The sequence below is a fragment of the Mycolicibacterium madagascariense genome, from assembly GCF_010729665.1.
GTDB lineage: Bacteria > Actinomycetota > Actinomycetes > Mycobacteriales > Mycobacteriaceae > Mycobacterium > Mycobacterium madagascariense.
This window is the reverse complement of sequence record NZ_AP022610.1, coordinates 4,335,732-4,355,263: the sequence shown is the minus strand read 5'-3', so window position 1 is coordinate 4,355,263 and position 19,532 is coordinate 4,335,732. Positions and strand designations below refer to the sequence as shown.

Annotated in this window: 13 protein-coding genes; 6 read left to right on the top strand and 7 right to left on the bottom strand. The window is 70.0% G+C overall.

Going from position 1 to position 19,532, the window contains the following annotated elements:
- The first annotated feature begins 12 nt into the window (after positions 1-12).
- Both G6N60_RS20505 and G6N60_RS20500 read left to right on the top strand, forming a co-directional pair.
- Positions 13-1,296: a multidrug effflux MFS transporter gene (locus G6N60_RS20505; protein ID WP_163740702.1), complete on the top strand. Its 1,284-nt coding sequence runs from the start codon at positions 13-15 to the stop codon at positions 1,294-1,296.
- Positions 1,297-1,497: 201 nt separating this feature from the next.
- Positions 1,498-3,597 (top strand): MFS transporter, encoded by a 2,100-nt coding sequence (locus G6N60_RS20500; protein ID WP_246240876.1) that lies wholly within the window; start codon positions 1,498-1,500, stop codon positions 3,595-3,597.
- On the opposite strand, the gene G6N60_RS20495 is transcribed toward G6N60_RS20500, so the two are convergent.
- From G6N60_RS20495 to G6N60_RS20485, 3 genes are read right to left on the bottom strand one after another with little or no spacing between them, the layout of a single operon-like run.
- Positions 3,598-4,956 carry an FAD-binding oxidoreductase gene (locus G6N60_RS20495; protein WP_163740700.1) on the bottom strand — a complete coding sequence of 453 codons (1,359 nt, stop codon included), beginning with the start codon at positions 4,954-4,956 and terminating at the stop codon, positions 3,598-3,600.
- Positions 4,953-8,363 (bottom strand): TM0106 family RecB-like putative nuclease, encoded by a 3,411-nt coding sequence (locus tag G6N60_RS20490; protein ID WP_163740697.1) that lies wholly within the window; start codon positions 8,361-8,363, stop codon positions 4,953-4,955. The genes G6N60_RS20495 and G6N60_RS20490 overlap by 4 nt, the downstream gene beginning before the upstream one ends.
- A 36-nt stretch (positions 8,364-8,399) precedes the next feature.
- Positions 8,400-8,954 (bottom strand): LppP/LprE family lipoprotein, encoded by a 555-nt coding sequence (locus G6N60_RS20485; RefSeq protein ID WP_163740695.1) that lies wholly within the window; start codon positions 8,952-8,954, stop codon positions 8,400-8,402.
- A gap of 70 nt (positions 8,955-9,024) precedes the next feature.
- Between G6N60_RS20485 and G6N60_RS20480 the strand changes: the two genes are divergently transcribed.
- Both G6N60_RS20480 and G6N60_RS20475 read left to right on the top strand, forming a co-directional pair.
- Positions 9,025-10,707, top strand: coding sequence for a DEAD/DEAH box helicase (locus tag G6N60_RS20480; protein WP_163740693.1), 1,683 nt, complete (start codon positions 9,025-9,027; stop codon positions 10,705-10,707).
- On the top strand, positions 10,704-11,834 hold the full coding sequence (locus G6N60_RS20475) for an acyltransferase family protein (RefSeq protein WP_163740690.1): 1,131 nt from the start codon (positions 10,704-10,706) through the stop codon (positions 11,832-11,834). The genes G6N60_RS20480 and G6N60_RS20475 overlap by 4 nt, the downstream gene beginning before the upstream one ends.
- A gap of 65 nt (positions 11,835-11,899) precedes the next feature.
- Here G6N60_RS20475 and G6N60_RS20470 read toward each other — a convergent pair whose 3' ends face one another.
- From G6N60_RS20470 to G6N60_RS20460, 3 genes are all read right to left on the bottom strand, one after another.
- Positions 11,900-12,457, bottom strand: a complete 558-nt coding sequence (locus tag G6N60_RS20470; protein ID WP_163740688.1) for a TetR/AcrR family transcriptional regulator — start codon at positions 12,455-12,457, stop codon at positions 11,900-11,902.
- Complete coding sequence (locus G6N60_RS20465) at positions 12,457-13,692, bottom strand: cytochrome P450 (RefSeq protein WP_163740686.1); 1,236 nt, start codon at positions 13,690-13,692, stop codon at positions 12,457-12,459. The genes G6N60_RS20470 and G6N60_RS20465 overlap by 1 nt, the downstream gene beginning before the upstream one ends.
- Positions 13,693-13,887: 195 nt before the next feature.
- The gene (locus tag G6N60_RS20460) at positions 13,888-14,547 is read right to left on the bottom strand and encodes a TetR/AcrR family transcriptional regulator (protein WP_246240873.1); all 660 of its coding nucleotides are present in this window, start codon (positions 14,545-14,547) and stop codon (positions 13,888-13,890) included.
- A gap of 202 nt (positions 14,548-14,749) precedes the next feature.
- Between G6N60_RS20460 and G6N60_RS20455 the strand changes: the two genes are divergently transcribed.
- Positions 14,750-15,175 carry an MmpS family transport accessory protein gene (locus tag G6N60_RS20455; RefSeq protein ID WP_163740684.1) on the top strand — a complete coding sequence of 142 codons (426 nt, stop codon included), beginning with the start codon at positions 14,750-14,752 and terminating at the stop codon, positions 15,173-15,175.
- Positions 15,172-18,072, top strand: a complete 2,901-nt coding sequence (locus G6N60_RS20450; RefSeq protein ID WP_163740682.1) for an MMPL/RND family transporter — start codon at positions 15,172-15,174, stop codon at positions 18,070-18,072. Before G6N60_RS20455 ends, G6N60_RS20450 begins: the two co-directional genes overlap by 4 nt.
- A 73-nt stretch (positions 18,073-18,145) precedes the next feature.
- Here G6N60_RS20450 and G6N60_RS20445 read toward each other — a convergent pair whose 3' ends face one another.
- Entirely contained in the window at positions 18,146-19,513 is a 1,368-nt protein-coding gene (locus tag G6N60_RS20445) for an FAD-binding oxidoreductase (protein ID WP_163740680.1), read from the bottom strand.
- Positions 19,514-19,532: the final 19 nt, after the last annotated feature.

The window sequence follows — 19,532 nt, the reverse complement described above, 5'->3', positions numbered from 1 at the left end:
CTAACGACTTTCATGGCAGCATCAGGATCCGTGGACCTCTCGAGCGCTGCACCCACCGACGAGGCGGAGGGCACGTCGAAGGCACCCGGTCAGGTCCGCATGGTCATCGTCCTTGGCCTGCTCGTCGCGCTGGGCCCGCTGACGATCGACATGTACCTACCGTCCCTGCCGAAGATCGCCTCGGACTACTCCGTGTCGTCGTCGGTAGTGCAACTGACGCTGACGGGGACGTTGGCCGGACTGGCCCTCGGTCAGCTCATCCTCGGCCCGCTGTCGGACTCGCTCGGCCGCCGCCGTCCGCTCATGGGCGGGATCGTGCTGCACATGATCGCGTCGCTGGTGTGCCTGGTGTCCCCGAACGTCGTCGTGCTCGGCATCGCGCGCGGACTGCAGGGGGTGGGCGCGGCGGCCACGATGGTGGTGGCGCTCGCCATCGTCGGGGACCTGTTCTCCGAGTCCAGGGCCGCGACGGTCATGTCGCGGCTGATGCTGGTGCTGGGCGTCGCGCCGGTCATCGCGCCGTCGCTGGGGGCGGCGGTGCTGCTGCGGTTCTCCTGGCACTGGGTGTTCGCGGTGCTGGTGGTGCTCGCCGGGCTGCTGCTCCTGCTCGCGGCGCTCGCCCTGCCGGAGACGCTGCCGGTGTCGCACCGCAGACCGCTGAACGTGCGCGGGATCTTCTCGACCTATGCCGGGCTGTTCCGCGACAAGCGGTTCGTGATCCTCGTCGTGGTCGCCGCACTCGGCATGTCGGGGTTGTTCGCCTACATCGCCGCCGCCTCCTTCGTGCTGCAGGGCAGGCACGGTCTCGACCAGCAGACCTTCGCGCTGGTCTTCGGCGCGGGCGCGGTGGCCCTGATCGGTGCGACGCAGTTCAACGTCGTCCTGCTGCGCCGGGTGACGCCCGCGACCATCACGGTCTGGGCGCTCGCGGCGTCGGCGGTGGCCGGCGTGGTCTTCGTGGGGCTCGCGGTGACCGACGTCGGCGGGATCTACGGCTTCGTGCTCCCGGTGTGGGCGATCCTGGCCGCAATGGGTCTGGTGATCCCCAACGCGCCGGCGCTCGCGCTGTCGCGTCACCCCGACGCGGCGGGCACCGCGGCCGCCCTGCTGGGGGCGGCGCAGTTCGGGCTCGGCGCGGCGGTCGCCCCCCTGGTCGGCGTGCTCGGCAACGACGAGCTGGCGCTGGCCGCGGTGATGACGGCGGGTTCGGTGGTGGCGCTCGCGGCGCTCCTCGCCGTGGGGGTCTCGGGCACCGATCGCGCCGGGACCGCGGGTGCGGTGCCCGAGGCGGCGTAGCCGCGATCTCTGCCAGCTACGACGGCGGGCCGACTTGTCCGCACCGGGGCCGGTCCGTAGGTTCTGCTGGACAGCCGCGCAACGCATGATCGAGTGAATGCCGCAGACGACGAAGAGTTCCCTGACGCCCCAGGCCACGGCTCGGGCCGCGATGACGCTCGTCGCGCGACGGGCCGCGCACCGGGCGGGCGAGGCGCGACCGTGACGGCCGCCCTCCGGGTGCTGCGGCCCCGCACCGGCAACCCGTGGTACGCGCTGTGGGCGTTGATCGTCGGGTTCTTCATGATCCTGCTCGACGCGACGATCGTGGCCGTCGCCAATCCGTCCATCATGGACGCCCTCGGCGTCGACTACGACGCGGTGCTCTGGGTGACCAGCGCGTATCTGCTGGCCTACGCCGTGCCGTTGCTGCTCGCGGGCAGGCTCGGCGACCGCTACGGGCCGCGCAACCTCTACCTCGTCGGGCTGGCCGTGTTCACCGTCGCATCGCTGTGGTGCGGACTGGCGTCGAACGTCGAGATGCTGATCGCCGCCCGCGCGGTGCAGGGGATCGGCGCGGCCTTGCTGACCCCGCAGACGCTGTCGACGATCACCAGGATCTTCCCGGCGGCGCGCCGCGGCGTGGCGCTGAGCATCTGGGGCGCGACGGCCGGCGTCGCCACCCTGGTCGGTCCGCTGGCCGGGGGCGTCCTGGTCGACGGTCTCGGCTGGCAGTGGATCTTCATCGTCAACGTGCCGATCGGCGTCGTCGGCCTGGTGCTGGCCTACGTGTTCGTCCCCGCCCTGCCCACCGAGGACACCGGCTTCGACGTGCTTGGCGTCGCGCTGTCCGGGGTCGGCATGTTCCTCGTCGTTTTCGCCCTGCAGGAGGGGCAACCGCACCACTGGGCGGCCTGGATCTGGGGTCTGCTCGCCGCGGGCGTCGCCGCGTTCGCGGGGTTCCTCTACTGGCAGTCGGTGCACCCCGGCCGGCCGCTGATCCCCCTGAGCATCTTCCGCGACGCCGACTTCAGCCTGTCCAACCTGGGCATCGCCGTCATCGGCTTCACCGTGACCGCGATGATCGTGCCGGTGATGTTCTACGCCCAGGCGGTCTGCGGACTGTCCCCGACGCGCTCGGCGCTGCTCACCGCGCCGATGGCCATCGCGACCGGCGTGCTCGCACCCATCGTCGGCAAACTGGTCGACCGGACGCACCCGCGGCCCATCGTCGGGTTCGGCTTCTCCGCGGTGGCGATCGCCCTCACCTGGTTGTCCATCGAGATGACGCCGACGACGCCGATCTGGCGACTGCTGATGCCGTTCGTCCTGATGGGCATCGGCATGGCGTTCATCTGGTCACCGCTCGCCGCGACCGCGACCCGCAATCTGCCGCCGGAACTGGCCGGGGCCGGTTCCGGCGTCTACAACACGACGCGTCAGGTCGGCGGCGTCCTGGGCAGCGCGAGCATGGCGGCGCTCATGACGTCGCAGATCAGCGCGGTCATCCCCGCCGCGCAGGACCCCGGGGCGGGCCAGGGCGCGGTGACGCGGCTGCCCGGCTTCCTCCACGAACCGTTCTCGTTCGCGCTGTCGCAGTCGCTGCTGTTGCCCGCGTTCATCGCGCTGCTCGGGGTCGTCGCCGCACTGTTCCTGCGCGGGTTCGCCGACCCTGTGGCCCGGCCGGCCAGACCCCAGGCCGCGCCGCCCGTCGAGCCGGACTACTTCGCCGACGACGACGACTACGTCGAGTACACCGTCGAGCGCGACCACACCGAGTGGGACGAGCCCGTGCGCCGTGCCCAGCGGCGGCGCGCCGCCGAGGTCATGGTCGATCACCTGACGAGCCGGGACATCCTCGCCGCCGACGACACCGTCACGACGCCGTTCGCCGCACCCGTCGAGCACCCGCTGCACGCCCCGGCCGAGACATGGCACGGCGGACGGGTCGAGACGTGGGAGAGCCTGATGGACGCCCACGCCGAGGACCTGCCGGCCCGGGCCGACGACCCCGACGACGACCCCATCACCGAGCCCGTCCTCGTCACGATCGCCGACCCGTCGGCGCCGCAGGAGCCGATTCCCGCGCGCAACGGCCAGGCCCCCTGGCGCAGCATGCTCGACGAACTGCTCGACGTCCGGGTGGCGCCACCGGAAGACTTCGCGCACAACGGCTTTCACGTCGAGCCGCCTGCGCCGGCGCGCCGCGGCAGGCATGCCCGCGCGGATCCGGTCGACCCCGTCGAGACCGTCGCACCCGCGGTCGCCGAGGCCGTCGACGCGGGTACCTACGGCAGGCACTCGATGCGCTTTCGCGACTAGTCAGTCGAAGAGGACGGCGGGGTTGAGATAGCCGTCGGGATCGAACGCCGTCTTGACTACCCGCATCGCCGCGACGTCGGCGTCGGTCCGCGACATCGTCAGGTAGTCGCGCTTGCGCGTCCCGACGCCGTGCTCGGAGCTCACGTTGCCGTGGCACCGCGCGATCAACGCCATCATCGCCGCGTAGAGCGCCCGCTCGCGATCCTCGTCGAGCCGGCACCGCACCAGGTTGAGGTGCAGGTTGCCCTCGCCGACGTGACCGAACAGCACGGGGATGGCCTCCGGTGCGTGCTCGGCCACCAGTTCGGTTGCCGCACTGGCGAATTCGACGATCGTCGACAGTGGCAGCGACACGTCGAACTTGAGCGGGGGGCCGTAGACGCCCAGGACGTCGGCGATGGCCTCGCGCACCTGCCAGAGCCGCAGCTGGGTCGCACCGTCCACGCCGACGGCGGGTTCACCGGCCAGGTCGGCGTGCTCGAGGGCCTCGGCCAGCGGGTCGGTGTGGTCGACGTCGCCGGCCAACTCGATCAGCAGTTGCCACGCGCCGTCGACCGCCGGGCCGACACCGACGTGCTCGGCGGTCAGCGCGCTGGCCCGCGCGTCGATCAACTCGAGTGCGGCGATGCCGTCCGCGTCGCGGAACTCCCGGCCGACGGCGAGCAGCGCGTCCAGGTCGTCGAACCCCGCAATGGCCGTGATGCGGTGAGCGGGCGTGGGATGCAGCCGCAGGTCGAGTGCGGTGATGACGCCGAGCGTGCCCTCCGCACCGACGAACAGCGCGGCCAGGTCGTAACCGGTGTTGTCGCTGCGCACCTCGCTGTGCCTGCGGACCACCGAGCCGTCGGGCAGCGCCACCTCGAGGCCCAGCACCTGCTCGCCCATGTTGCCGTAGCGGACCGTGCGCAGGCCGCCCGCGTTGGTGGAGGCCATGCCGCCGACCGTCGCGGAGTCGCGCGCGGCGAGGTCGACTCCGAACACCAGCCCGGCCTCGGTGGCGGCGCGCTGCACGGCGGCCAGCGTCGCACCGGCGCCGACGCGCACCCGCCGCTCGACGACGTCGACCTCGCCGACGGCGCACAGCCGCTCGGTGGACAGCAGCACGTCGTCGTGCTCGGGCACCGTGCCGGCGACCAGCGACGTCCGGCCGCCCTGAACCGTCACGCAGACACCGGCGTCGCGGCAGGCCCGCAGCACGGCCGCGACCTCGTCGTCGGAGCCGGGGCGGACCAGTGCCGCGGCGTGCCCCCGGTAGCGGCCGGTGTAGTCGACGCAGCGACCGGCCAGCACGTCGGGATCGGTGCTGACGTGGCGGTCGCCGACGATCGCGGCGAGTCGCTTCGCCAGGGCGTCGTTCACCGGACCCCCGTCAGCGAGAGGAACGCGCCGAGTTCGATCAGGCCGTCGGGCGTCGTCGGGAGGTAGTCGGTCAGCAGGGGTGACCTGACGACGATCGCGGCGTACTTGGCCCGGCTCACGGCCACGTTGAGCCGATTTCGATTGAGCAGGAACGAGATTCCGCGCGGGACGTCGGCGGCGGAGGACGCGGTCATCGAGACGAACACGACCGGCGCCTGCCTGCCCTGGAACTTGTCGACCGTGCCCACCTGCACGTCGGGCAGATGCGCCGCGTCGAGGCGCTGCCGCAGCAGCACGACCTGCGCGTTGTAGGGCGTGACGACCAGGACGTGCTCCTGCCCCAGCGGCACCGTGCCGTGCTCGTCGGTCCACGCGGTGCCGAGCAGCCCGGCGATCTCGGTGACGATCGCGTCGGCCTCCTCGGGGCTGTCGGTCGAGTTGCCGTCGTGGTCGACCTCGAGCACCCGCACGCCGGGCGCGACGCCGTCGAGTGTCCGGGCGGCGCTGACCCTCTCCTGCGAGCGCAGGCGGCCGTCGTAGGACAGCCGCGACACCGGACCGCACACCGCCGGGTGCATGCGCCAGGAGAGTTCGAGGAAGTAGCCGCGCTCGGGAGGCAGCGTGTGCTGGCCGTCGACCAGCCAACTGAGGGCGGAGTGGTCGACGGGCTCGGGGTGGGTGCCCTGGCTGACCTGCGGCAGCTGCTGCGGATCACCAAGCAGCAGCAGATTGCGCGCCGCGCTGGCAACGGCGACGGTGTTGGCCAGGCTGTACTGGCCGGCCTCCTCGATCACCAGGAGGTCGAGGGCGCGCCGGGGGACGCGGCCGGCGTTGGCAAAGTCCCAGGCGGTGCCCCCGATGACGCATCCCGTGCCGTCGGCGATGAACGCCGCATAGTCCTTCTCGTCCACGACCCGCCACGGCCCGTCGCCGCCCTTCTTCTTGCCGACCCGATCGGGGTCGACGCCGGCCTCGACGACGCCGGCCAGCAGGTGCTCGACGACGGCGTGCGACTGGGCGACCACCCCCACCCGCCAGCCATGTCCGGTGACCAGCCGGGCGATCACCGCCGCCGAGGTGTGGGTCTTGCCGGTGCCCGGCGGTCCGTGCACGGCCAGGTAGGAGGAATCGAGCGCGAGCAGCGCGGCGGTGATGTCGTCGGCGATCACCCCGGTGCGGGGGAGCGGTCGGTCGGCGACGGTGCGCGGCGGACGCCGCAGCAGGAGGTCGGTCACCGCGTCGGCGGGCAGCGCGGGCAGACCGGCTCCCACCTGCGCCGCGGTCGCCGCGATGGACTCCCGCAACGGCTTGGTGTTGATGGGCGGTCCCGGGGTCAGGGCGAACGGCAGCTCGGCGAAGCACTCGCCCGCCTTCGGCTGACGCTCCCTGATCAGCACCTGGGTCGGCGCGGACGGATCGTCGCAGTCCAGGGGCGTCGCCGAACCCCACGCGCGACGGTCGGGATCGCCGCTCAGCCCGGCCGGACCCGGGGGGTCGTACAGCGCATAGACGTCGCCCCTGCCGAGCTCGCCCGCGGCCAGTTCGCCGGTGAGCAGCACCTGCCGCTGCGGCTTCTTCGCCTTGGGTGGGGTGTGCCAGTCGACGACGACCTCGGCGCGCTCGGCGACGAAGACGCCGCCGTCGTCGGCCCACTCGTCGACGGGGTTGTTGATGCGGTCGAAGTGCGCCCACCAGAACGGCTTCTCCTCGCGCTCGTGAAACCCCCGCGCCGCGGCCACCATGGCGACGGCGGTCTGCTCGGGCGTGCGGGCCTCGACGCCATCGCCGGCGAACGCCATCAGCGTGCGCCCCAGATCGTCGGCGACGTCGACGGTGGCCGTGGCCGCCGCGTCGCGGACCTGCTGCGGGCCGCGCGGCGGGACCTCCGACTCGATGGCCCTGGCCATCAGCCAGTCGCGCAACCGCCGCGTCGAGCGGCAGTCGTAGCGGTTGTACTCGTCGATCTCCTTGAGCACGACGTGCGCCTCGTCGGTGCGGCCGTCGTCGCGCAGCTCGCAGTAGCGGGCGTACTGCGTGATGGAGTCGGTCGCCGTGGTGACCTCACCGCCGCGCAACTCGTTGCCCATGTAGAGCGGTTCGAGGTACTTGATCGAATAGCTCTCGGTCCCGACGCGAATGCTCTTGCGCACCAACGGATATAGATCGACCAGGATGCCCCTGCGCAGCAGGTCGTCGACGTCGTCCTCGCCGACGCCGTAGCGTCCGGCCAGGCGCAGCAGCGTGCTCTTCTCGTACGCGGCGTAGTGGTAGACGTGCATGCCGGGGTAGCGCTTGAGTCGCTTGCGCACCATGGCCAGGAAGTCGACGAGCGCCTGACGTTCGCTGGCCCGGTCGTGGGCCCACAGGGGCGTGAACTCGTCGGCGACGGTCAGCACCCCCCACAGGTACTCCAGCCCCCAGTCCCGGCCGTCGACCGTCCACAGCGGGTCGCCCTCGAAGTCGAAGAACAGGTCGCCCCTGTCGGCGTCGGGCAGGGCCATCAGCGGCTGCGCATCGATCAGCTCGTACGGCGGTTTGCCGTCCACCCTGTCGGCGACCTGCAGCCGGGCCTGCGCCGTCAGGTTGGTCACCGTCCGCGCCGACAGCTCGGGCACCGCGCCCGTGTGGGCGGCGAGATCGTGCACGGTGGTGATGCCGGCGTCGAGTAGGCGGGCGCGCTGGCTGATCCGCATGCCCGCGACGAGTAGCAGGTCATCGCCCTCGCGGACGTGGACCTCGCACTCCGGGCAGCGGAAGCACGCGCGGACGTGCTCGTCGGCCCAGCTCACCGGCCGCTCGGTGGCCAGATGCTCGTCGAGCAGCCGCTGCAGGGCCTGGCGACGCGGGGCGTAGACCGGCAGCAGTTCGTCGACCCGGTAGGAGGCGATGGCGCCGTCGCCGAGGACCAGTTCGACCTCGTCGGCCACCGGCACGCCGCTGCGAGCCAGCGTGTCGGCGTAGGCCGCCAACTGCAGCAGTGCCTCGACCTTGACCGAGCGGGCGAGCTTCGTGTCGCGCAGCCGGTACCGGTCGCCGTCCAGCACCAGGAAGTCGGCGAACCCGACGAACCGCCCGTCGAACATCGCCGCCTGGTAGACGACCGGTGCGCGCCGATCGACCGCGGCGCGCGTGGCCTCGGCGGCCGCCGACAACCCGGCCACCGTGTAGGCGGGCTTGCCGATGACCACGATGTCACCGGTGTCGCGCAGCTGGTCGAGGTGACGGCGTTCGTGGTCGCCGCCGAGCGACGCGGTGCGGGCGAGCAGCTCGTCGTCGCCGGACACCGCCGGGCCGCGCCCGAGCAGCGCGTCGAACGACCGCAGCAGCGCAAACTCGCAGCGTGCGGCGGCGGCGAGATCCGAAGCGCTGTAGACGACGTGGCGTTCGGGTCCCTCGGTCAGGAACACCTCGCCACTGTAGGACAGGGTCCCGACAGCGGGCGTCTAGCGCGTGTTGCCGATGAGCTCCACGCCGTTGCCGTTCCAGTGCAGGCGGACGACGCTCTTCAGTCCGCCGGGCGCGTTCTGATACATCAGCGCGACGGTGTCACCCGTGGTGGCGGTCTCGTCGAGCCCGTTGAAGCCGTAGGTGTCGGGGACGCCGGTCGGGATGACCTTGCCGAGGTGGAACAGCACGGCCCTGGTGTTGGGGTTGTCGGCATTGGTGTTGGCCTTGATGACGACGGCCGACAGCGGCGCGCACTCGTTGAAGTTGCCCGCGATCGGCTCCGAACTCCAGGGCTGGCCGCTGCGCGGATCGCGGGGCAACTCCGAGACGGCCTTGGCGATCTCCGGCGCTGCGAGATCGACCGCGCACGGGTCGGCGGTCGCAGACGTCGGCACCGGGCCGGCGGCCACCGTGGGAGCGGGCGCGGGTGGGCTGCTCTGCACCGGCGCGACGGTGGGTGTCGGGGTCTTGGACACCGTCGAGTCGCTCGCCCCGCAGCCGGCGAGCGCCGCCGCGACGGTCAGCACCGCGAACCACGAGAGGCACCTCACGAGGGGCCACCGTACCGCTCCGGCTCGTGGTGGCCGCGCGAGCTGGCGCTACCCGTAGACTGCAACCTCGATGACGTCTGAAGAACCCGACGCGACGAGCGCGGAACTGACCTTTGCTGACCTGCAGATTCACCCCTCGGTGCTGCAGGCCCTCGCCGACGTCGGTTACGAGTCGCCGTCCGCCATCCAGGCCGCCACGATCCCGCCCATGATGGCGGGCTCGGACGTGGTCGGCCTCGCGCAGACCGGAACGGGCAAGACCGCGGCCTTCGCCATCCCGATCCTGTCGCGCATCGACACCTCGAGCCGCACCACGCAGGCCCTCGTCCTGGCGCCGACCCGCGAACTGGCCCTCCAGGTCGCCGAGGCCTTCGGGCGCTACGGCGCCCACCTGTCGGTGAACGTGCTGCCGGTCTACGGCGGCTCCTCCTACGGCCCGCAGCTGGCCGGCCTCAAGCGCGGCGCGCAGGTCGTGGTCGGCACGCCCGGCCGAGTGATCGACCACCTGGAGAAGGGGAGCCTCGACGTCTCGCACCTGGACTACATGGTGCTCGACGAGGCCGACGAGATGCTGCAGATGGGCTTCGCCGAAGACGTCGAACGCATCCTGTCCGAGACGCCCGAGTACAAGCAGGTGGCGCTGTTCTCGGCCACCATGCCGCCCGCCATCCGCAAGATCACCTCGAAGTACCTGCACGACCCCGTCCAGGTGACGGTGAAGTCGAAGACCGCGACGGCCGAGAACATCTCGCAGCGCTACATCCAGGTCGCCGGGCCCCGCAAGATGGACGCCCTGACCCGGCTGCTCGAGGTCGAGCCGTTCGAGGCGATGATCGTGTTCGTCCGCACCAAGCAGGCCACCGAGGAGGTCGCGGAAAAGCTTCGCGCGCGCGGCTTCTCGGCCGCGGCGATCAACGGCGACATCGCCCAGGCCGTCCGCGAACGCACCATCTCCCAGCTCAAGGACGGGACGATCGACATCCTGATCGCCACCGACGTGGCGGCGCGCGGGCTCGACGTCGACCGCATCTCGCACGTGCTGAACTACGACATCCCGCACGACCCCGAGTCCTACGTGCACCGCATCGGCCGCACCGGACGGGCCGGGCGCTCCGGCGCCGCGGTGCTGTTCGTCACCCCGCGCGAGAAGCACCTGCTGAACTCGATCGAACGGGTGTCGCGGCAGAAGCTCGTCGAGGCGCAGTTGCCGTCGGTCGACGACGTCAACGACAAGCGCGTGGAGAAGTTCAGGGAGTCGATCACCGAGGCGCTCAACGCGCCCGGAATCGAGTTGTTCCGCAGGTTGATCGAGGGTTACGAGCGCGACTTCAACGTGCCCACGGCGGAGATCGCCGCGGCGCTGGCCGTGCAGAGCCGCGGCGGTGGCGAGTTCCTGATGACCGAACCGCCGCCGGAGAAGCGCCGGGAGCGTCCCGATCGCGACGCGGGCGGGGACGGCCCGCCGCGCCGGCAGCGCGACCGCAACCGCACCGATCTGGCGACCTACCGCATCGCCGTCGGCAAGCGCCACAAGGTCGGTCCGGGTTCCATCGTGGGCGCGATCGCCAACGAAGGTGGGTTGCACCGCAGCGACTTCGGGCACATCACCATCAAGATGGACCACTCGCTCGTCGAACTGCCGGCGAAGATGTCCAGGGAGACCCTGAAGAAACTCGAGCACACCCGCATCTCGGGCGTGCTGATCGACCTCAAGCAGGATCGTGGACCGAGTCACCATCACAAGCCGAAGTGACGTCGACTGACTCGTCTGGGCGCATCGACTCACTGACGGGCATCCGCGCGGTCGCGGCGATGCTGGTGATGCTCACGCACGCCGCGTACACCACGGGCAACTACACGCACGGGTACCTCGGATTGATGTACTCGCGCATGGAGATTGGCGTGCCGATCTTCTTCGTCCTGTCGGGTTTCCTGCTGTTCTCGCCGTGGGTGCGGTCGGCGGTCTCGGAGCAGGCCCCACCCTCGGTGCGTCGCTACGCGCGGCACCGGGTGCGCCGCATCATGCCCGCCTACGTCGTCACGGTGCTGGCGGCGTATCTGCTCTACCACTTTCGCACGGCGGGCCCCAACCCCGGCCACACGTGGATTGGCCTGGTCCGCAACCTCACGCTGACGCAGATCTACACCGACGACTACCTGTTCTCCTACCTGCACCAGGGTCTGACCCAAATGTGGAGTCTGGCAGTCGAAGTCGCGTTCTACGTCGCGCTGCCGGTGCTGGCCTGGCTGCTGCTGGTGGTGCTGTGCCGGCGACGGTGGCGGCCCGCGCGGCTGGTTCTCGGACTCGCGGTGCTCGCGCTGGTGTCGCCCGCGTGGTTGGTCCTCGTGCACACCACGCACGTCCTGCCCGACGGGGCACCGCTGTGGTTGCCGACGTACCTGATGTGGTTCCTCGGCGGCATGCTGTTGGCGACGCTGCGGCCGCTGGGGGTCCGCGCGTACGGCCTGGTGTGCATTCCGCTGGCGCTCGCCTGCTACTTCATCGTGTCGACCCCGATCGCCGGCGCACCGACGACCTCGCCCGCCGAACTGCGGGAGGGATTGGCGAAATGCGTGTTCTACGCGGTCATCTCGACACTGCTCGTCGCCCCGCTGGCACTGCCCGGCGGCGACGGCGCGCGCAGCTGGTACGCCAGGGCGATGGCGAGCAGGCCCATGGTGTTCCTCGGCGAGATCTCCTATGAGATCTTCCTCGTCCACCTCATCACCATGGAATTGGTGATGGTGGAGATCCTGCGCGCACCGGTCTACACCGGTTCGATGCTCGCGCTGTTCGTGGTGACGCTGGTGGTCACGGTGCCGGTGGCGTGGGGGCTGCACCGGGTCACCCGGGTACCGCCCACCGCCTCGGTGCGATAGCGCCGACCGTGCGGCGCGTCGTCGACGCCGCCGTCCCATCTCGACGACAACCGGCACGCTCGACGCTAGGCCGACCGCACCATCGGGAGGACGAAGTCCTCCAGCATCGCCCGCTCGTCGGCGTCGTCGTCGCCGGGGAAGGTCAGCAGCGAGATCATGACGCGCACCAGCCAGCGGGCCCGACGGGGCGCATCGGGGATGCCGAGGGACCGCAGGAAGGCCTCCGTCAGCCCCGTCACGACGTCGGAGCGCTGCGCCAGCTCGCCACCGATCGGCCGGCGTTGGGGGGCGAACCACGATGCCAGCGGCGGACTTTCGCGAACCCGGCGCAACGCGGTCAGGATGCCCTCGAGCAACCGCTCGCCCGGATCGTCGATGCCGGCGAGCGCCTCGCCCAGCCCGCCGAACACCCGGAAGGCCTCGCGATGCACGTAGGCGGTGTACAGCACGTCCCGGTTCTCGTAGTACCGGTAGAGCGTCGCGCGGGAACACCCCGCCACCCTGGCGATCTCGTTCATGCCCACCGTGGCGGCGTCGCGGCGAGTGAACAGCTCCTCGGCGGCGTCGAGGATGCGATCGGCGGCTGCCTCGGTGCGGCGCTCGGACAGCCAGTCGCCGGCCACTAGGCGGGCGTGAACGGCACCGACAGCGGACGGCGCACGTAACTGCCGTCGGCCCAGACGATTCCGTCCTCGTCGACCTCGAACTCTGGGATCCGGGCCAGCAGCTCGGTCAGTGCGACGCGCGATTGCATCCTGGCGGCCGCCGCGCCGAGGCAGTGGTGGGCGCCGTGGCTGAACGTCAGGATGTTCCTCGGCCTGCGGGTGACGTCCAATTCGCCCGCGTCGGAACCGTATTGACGTTCGTCGCGATTGGCCGAACCGTACAGCAGCATGACGCGGCGGCCCTGGGGGATCGTCACGTCGCCGATCGTCACGTCGCGGGTGACGGTGCGGCCCAGCATCTGCACCGGGGACGTGAGGCGGAGGAACTCGTCGACGGAGTCGGCGATGAGGTCGGGGTTTGTGGTCAGCAGCTGCCGCTGCTGCGGGTAGCGGTGCAGGAGTTGCACTGTGCCCCCGAGCATTCCGGTGGTCGTGTCGTTGCCGCCGGTGACCATCGTGAAGGTGAACGCCAGGATCGACAGCACGCCGGCGACGTCACCGTCGGCCCCCATTCCCGCGGCCACCAGGTGCGAGACGGTGTCGTCACCCGGCTCGGCGCGGCGGCGTTCGATGAGGGCGGTGAAGTACGCCATCATCTCGCCCAGGGCGTCGCCGAGGGTGTCGAGCGCGCCGGCGAGCCCGCCCTCGGCGGTGTTCGCGGCGACGATGGCCTCGGTCCAGCCGTCGAATTGGTCGCGGTCGCTCTCGGGCACCCCGAGGTAGTGCGCGACGACCATCGACGGTAGCGGTTTGAACAGTTCGGCCACGATGTCGCCGCCGCCGTTGGCGCGCAGGCGCTCGATCCGTTCGACGACGAACTCGCGCACCTTCGGCTCGACCGACTCGACCTGGCGCGGGGTGAACCCGCGCGACACCAGCTTGCGGAACTCGGTGTGCACCGGCGGGTCCTGCATGACCATCGGCGGGTTGTCGGCCATGCCGATGAGATCCAGCTCGCCGTAGTTGACCGTCAGGCCCTGCGCCGAGGAGTACGTCTCGTGGTCGCGGGCCGCGGCGAAGACGTCCGCATGTCGGGACAGCACGTAGTAGTCGTGCTCGGGATTCGCCGGGATGACGTGGTGGACGGGGTCGTGGTCGCGCAGAGCCCGGTACATCGGCCAGGGGTCGACCCAGGTCTGTGCGGTCGCGAGGGTGAAGCGGGCTGCCGAGTCATGAGACATCGTCGCTGTCATGTCTCATGGATACGACAACGGGGTGGGTATGTCAACCGGGTGGGCTTTGGCGCGGCCTGGCGTGGCTTTGGCGCGGCTTTGGTGCCGTGCCCGGCCTCCGACGCCGAGCAGCCGCGAATATGCCCTTTTCAGCGGCGTGTCGCGCAGGTTTGCGTCTGCTCGCGCAGAGGAAGTTGCGGCAGGGGGCAGGGGGAGTCAGCCCGCCGGGTGCCAACCCTGCATCGCCGCGTCCATCTGCTCGTCGGCCAACGCATCGACGGCCAGCCGGTCCTGCCGTTCGCGGTACCGCATCCCGTCGAGCAGCAGGGTGACGTACCGCCGCCACAGTTCGGGCTCGACGTGTCCGGCCCATTCGCCCACGGTGCCGGCCAGCAGGCCGACGATCGGCATGTCGGAGGGTGCCACCTCGGGCCGCAGGTGGCCGTCTTCCCGGGCCCGTTCGACGAGCGTCGAGACGAGCGGGTCCAGCCGCAGGCGGGCGCATTCGACGCGGTAACCGCCGTAGGCCTTGCTATACATCATCTCGCGCAGGCCGCGGTCGGTGGCGGTCAGTTCGCAGACGTGCTCGACGAACCAGACGAACCCACTCCACGAATCCTCTTGTCGCAGAGCGGTTTCGGCCAGGGTGGCGATCTGTTCGATACCGTCTTCGAAGATGGCCTCGAGCAGTGCCTCCTTGGTGGCGAACCGGCGGTACACGGTGCCGACGCCCACGTTCGCGTGATGGGCGACGTCGTTGAGCGTGGCCTCGAGGCCCTTGGCCGCGAAGAGCTCGCGCGCCGCGGTGAGCACGCGCTCGCGATTGCGCGCAGCGTCTCTGCGCAGCGCTCGTTCGGCTCGGTCGGCGTCGGTCACGTTTCGCAGTGTAAGTGACGGCGGTCATAAGCGGATTGACCTTATCCACTTATTCACTTAGGTTGACTACCCAGATCGGCGGGCCTCGACCGGTCGCCGGGTTCCCGTGGAAAGGCTCGACCGTGAAAGCCACCCCTGCGCGCTGCGCCCAACGCGTCGAACCCGTTCTCCGGCAGACTCTTTCGACGTCCGGGCGCCTGCGGTGATCGCGGCCGTCAAGCGGGTGTGGCTGCCCGTGCTCATCGTCGTGGCCGTCACCATCGGCGGGTTCAGCGTCGCCCACCTGCGATCGGTCTTCGGGTCCGACGGGGCCGTCGTGACACCCGTCGGCGCGGACACCGCGCAGAAGTTCAATCCCAAGGTCGTGGTGTACGAGGTGTTCGGCTCGGCCGACACCGCGACCGTCAACTACACCGACCTCGCGGGGATACCGCAGCGCGCTCCTGACGTGAGCCTGCCGTGGACGCTGCGACTGGAGACGACGGTCCCGTCGGTCCAGCCCAACCTCGTCGTGCAGGGCGACGGCCAATCCATCGGCTGCCGCGTGACGGTCGACGACCAGGTCAAGGACGAAAGGACGGCGCAGGGCGTGAATGCCGCGACGTATTGTTTGGTGAAGGCGGCATGAGCACCCCGACCGACGACGCCACCACCGACGCCATCCCGACGTCGCGCCACGCCGCCCGGCCCCGGCTGCCGCGCTTCCTGCGCGTGTTCGCGGTGCCGATCGTCCTGGCGTGGGTCGCCATCGTCGCGATCCTCAACACGACGGTGCCCCAGCTCGAAGAGGTGGGCAAGCTGCGCGCGGTGTCGATGAGCCCCAACGACGCGCCCGCGCTGATCGCCACCAAGCGCGTCGGTCAGGTGTTCCACGAGTACGACACCAACAGCAACGTGATGATCGTGCTCGAGGGCGACGACCCGCTCGGCGCCGACGCGCACGCGTTCTACGACCAGATGATCCGGGAGCTGCGCGCCGACACCAAACACGTTCAGCACGTTCAGGATTACTGGGGTGACACGTTGACCGCCGCCGGTGCGCAGAGCATCGACGGCAAGGCCGCCTACGTCCAGGTGTACATCGCCGGCGATCAAGGTGAGGCCCTGGCGAACGAGTCGGTCGACGCCGTGCGCAGCATCGTCGACGGGGTCAAGGCGCCGCCGGGCGTCAAGGCCTACGTGACGGGCCCGGCGGCGACGACCACCGACCAGAACGCCGTCGGCGACGCCAGCATGAAGACCATCGAGATGCTGACGTTCGCGGTCATCATCGTGATGTTGCTGCTCGTCTACCGCTCGGTCGTCACGGTGGTCATCACGATGGGCATGGTGGTGGTCGGCCTGCTGTCGGCCCGCGGCATCGTGGCGTTCCTCGGCTATCACCACGTCTTCGGGCTGACGACGTTCTCGACCAACATGGTGGTGACGCTCGCGATCGCCGCGGCGACCGACTACGCCATCTTCCTGATCGGCCGCTACCAGGAGGCGCGTCGGCTCGGCGAGGACCGAGAGTCGGCCTACTACACCATGTTTCACGGCACCGCCCACGTCGTGCTGGCCTCGGGCATGACCATCGCCGGGGCGACGCTGTGCCTGCACTTCACCCGGCTGCCGTACTTCCAGACCATGGGCATCCCGCTGTCGGTCGGCATGACGATCGTCGTCGCCGCGGCGCTGACGCTCGGACCCGCGCTCATCTCGCTGCTCACCCGGTTCGGCAGAGTGCTCGAGCCGCGGCGGTGGGGGCGCTCGCGCGGTTGGCGTCGCATCGGTGCGGCCACCGTGCGCTGGCCAGGCGCCGTCCTGGTGATGGCCGTCGTGCTGGCCCTCGTCGGGCTGCTGACGTTGCCCGGTTACCACACCACCTACAACGACCGCATCTTCCAGCCCGCCGGCGTCCCGGCCAACGTCGGTTATGCCGCTGCGACCCGGCACTTCTCGGAGGCGAAGATGAACCCCGAGCTGGTGATGGTCGAGACCGACCGCGATCTGCGCAACCCCGCCGACTTCCTCGTCATCGACAAGATCGCCAAGGCGATGGTCCGGGTGCACGGCATCGCACAGGTGCAGACCATCACCCGGCCCGACGGCAAGCCCGTCGAGCATGCGTCGCTGGCCTATTCGATGAGCCAGAGCGGCACGGGGCAGCTGCTGAACAACGACTACCAGCAGACGGTGCTCGCGAACACCCTCAAGCAGGCCGACGAGATGCAGACGACCATCGACTCGATGACGAAGATGCAGTCCATCACGCTGCAGATGGCCGACGTCACGCGGCGCATGTCCGACAAGTTCCAGAACACCTCGGCCGACACCAACGAGATCCGCGACCACCTCGCCGACTTCGACGACTTCTTCCGGCCGCTGCGGGCGTACTTCTATTGGGAGCCACACTGTTTCGACATCCCGGTGTGCTGGTCGCTGCGGTCGATCTTCGACACGCTCGACGGCATCAACACCCTGTCCGATGACTTTCAGGACCTGGTGCCCGACATCGAGCAGCTGGCGACGCTGACGCCGCAGCTGGCCGCCCTGATGCCGGCGATGATCCAGACGCTGAAGAACCAGAAGCAGATGATGCTCAACCAGTATCAGGCGCAGAAGGCGCAGCAGGATCAGAACATGGCGTTGCAGGAGAACGCGACCGCGATGGGCCAGGCGTTCGACGCCAGCCTCAACGACGACAACTTCTACCTGCCACCGGAGGCCTTCAAGACCGCCGACTTCCAGCGCGGCATCAAGCTGTTCCTCTCACCCGACGGACATGCGGTGCGGTTCACCGTCTTTCACCAGGGCGACCCGCTGACCGAGGAGGGGACCTCGCACATCGAGCCGCTGCGCATCGCGGCCGCCGACGCCATCAAGGGCACCCCGCTGGAGGGAGCGACCGTCTACGTCGGCGGCAGTGCGGCGATGTTCAAGGACATGCAGCAGGGCGCGGACTACGACCTGCTGATCGCCGCGACCGCCGCGCTCATCCTGATCTTCCTCATCATGGTGGTGCTGACGAGGGCGATCGTGGCGGCGGCCGTCATCGTCGGGACCGTCGTGCTGAGTCTTGGTGCGTCCTTTGGTCTTTCGGTGCTGCTGTGGCAACACCTCATCGGGATCCCGCTGCACTGGATGGTGCTGCCGATGTCGGTCATCGTCCTGCTCGCGGTCGGCGCGGACTACAACCTGCTGCTGGTGTCGCGCATGAAGGAGGAGCTCTACGCCGGGCTGCACACGGGCATCATCCGGTCGATGGCGGGCACCGGTTCGGTGGTCACCTCGGCAGGGTTGGTGTTCGCCTTCACGATGATGTCGATGGCGAGCAGTCAGCTCATCGTCATCGGGCAGGTCGGCACCACCATCGGCATGGGTCTGCTGTTCGACACGCTGGTCGTGCGCTCGCTGATGACGCCGTCGCTGGCGGCTCTGCTGGGACGCTGGTTCTGGTGGCCGCTGCGCGTGCGCCAGCGGCCCCTCCCGCAGCCCTGGCCGCAGCGCCAGACCGTCGGCGAGACCGTCTCCGCGACACCGTAAGTCCCCGCGAGCAGACGCCTATGTGCGCGACACGCCGACGGTGGCGGCAGGTTTGCGGCTGCTCGCGGGAGACTTACAGCGCCGCGCCGGGGTTGAGGATGTCGTCGGGGTCGAGCGCACGCTTGATGCGGCGGTTCAGCTCCATCGCCTCCGGGCCGAGGTAACCCTCCAGCCACGGCCGCTTGAGCCGCCCGACGCCGTGTTCGCCCGTGATGGTGCCGCCGAGACCGACGGCCAGATCCATGATCTCGCCGAACGCCTGCTGCGCCCGCTCGGCCTCGGCGTGGTCGGACGGGTCGAAGACGATCAGCGGATGGGTGTTGCCATCACCGGCGTGCGCGATCACCGAGATCATCAGTCCGTGCTGCTCGGCGATCTTCTCGACACCGGAGACCAGGTCCGCCAGCGCGGGCAGCGGCACGCCGACGTCCTCGAGGAGTAGCGAGCCCTTCGCCTCGACCGCGGGGATCGCGAACCGACGCGCGGCGACGAACGCGTCGCCCTCGTCGGGGTCGGACGTCGAAAAGACCTCCGTCGCACCGGCTTCGGTGAACACCTTGGCCATGAACTCGGCGTCCTGCGACCCCGCCGGGCCGCGATCGTCGGTGGCGGCCACCATCATCGCGGCGGCGTCGCGGTCCAGACCCATCTTGAGCTTGTCCTCGACGGCGTTGATGGCGACGGAGTCCATGAACTCCAGCATCGACGGCCGGATCTTGCCGGTGATCGTCACGACCGCGTCCGCGGCGGCCGTCACGTCGGCGAACGAGGCGACGACGGTGCAGCCGCGATGTTGGGCGGGAAGGAGTTTCAGCGTCACCTCGGTGACGATGCCGAGCGTGCCCTCGCTGCCGACGAACAGCTTCGTCAGGCTCAGTCCCGCAACGTCCTTCAACCGCGGGCCGCCGAGGCGCACCGCGGTGCCGTCGGCCAGCACGACCTGCACCCCGAGCACGTAGTCGCTCGTCACGCCGTACTTCACGCAGCACAGCCCACCCGCGTTGGTCGCAATGTTGCCGCCGATGCTGCAGATCTCGTAGGACGACGGGTCGGGCGGATACCACAGCCCGTACTCGCCGACGGCCTTCTTCACCTCGGCGTTGAGCAGGCCGGGCTGCGTGACGGCGGTGCGGGTCACGGGGTCGACGTTGATGTCGCGCATGCGCTCGGTCGACAGCACGATGCCCCCGTCGAGTGCGCTCGCCCCGCCCGACAGTCCGGTGCCCGCGCCACGCGGCACGACCGGCACGCGGTGCGCGCTGGCCCAGCGCATGACGGTCTGCACCTCCTCGGTGCGCCGCGGCCGGACCACGGCGAGCGCCGTCCCTGCGTTCGGGTCGAAGGCGCGGTCGTGCCGGTAGGACGCGACGATGTCGGGATCGGTGACGACGGTGCCCTCGGGCAGCTCGGCGATGAGGTCTGCCACCATGTTTGCGCTCATCCGTCGATGCTACGAGCTG

What these genes read in the sequence shown, in the direction of transcription:
- G6N60_RS20505 (WP_163740702.1), top strand. Translation starts at nt 13, where the DNA reads ATGGCAGCATCAGGATCCGTGGACCTCTCGAGCGCTGCACCCACCGAC.
- G6N60_RS20480 (WP_163740693.1), top strand. Translation starts at nt 9,025, where the DNA reads ATGACGTCTGAAGAACCCGACGCGACGAGCGCGGAACTGACCTTTGCT.
- G6N60_RS20465 (WP_163740686.1), bottom strand. Translation starts at nt 13,692, where the DNA reads ATGACAGCGACGATGTCTCATGACTCGGCAGCCCGCTTCACCCTCGCG.
- G6N60_RS20450 (WP_163740682.1), top strand. Translation starts at nt 15,172, where the DNA reads ATGAGCACCCCGACCGACGACGCCACCACCGACGCCATCCCGACGTCG.
- G6N60_RS20445 (WP_163740680.1), bottom strand. Translation starts at nt 19,513, where the DNA reads ATGAGCGCAAACATGGTGGCAGACCTCATCGCCGAGCTGCCCGAGGGC.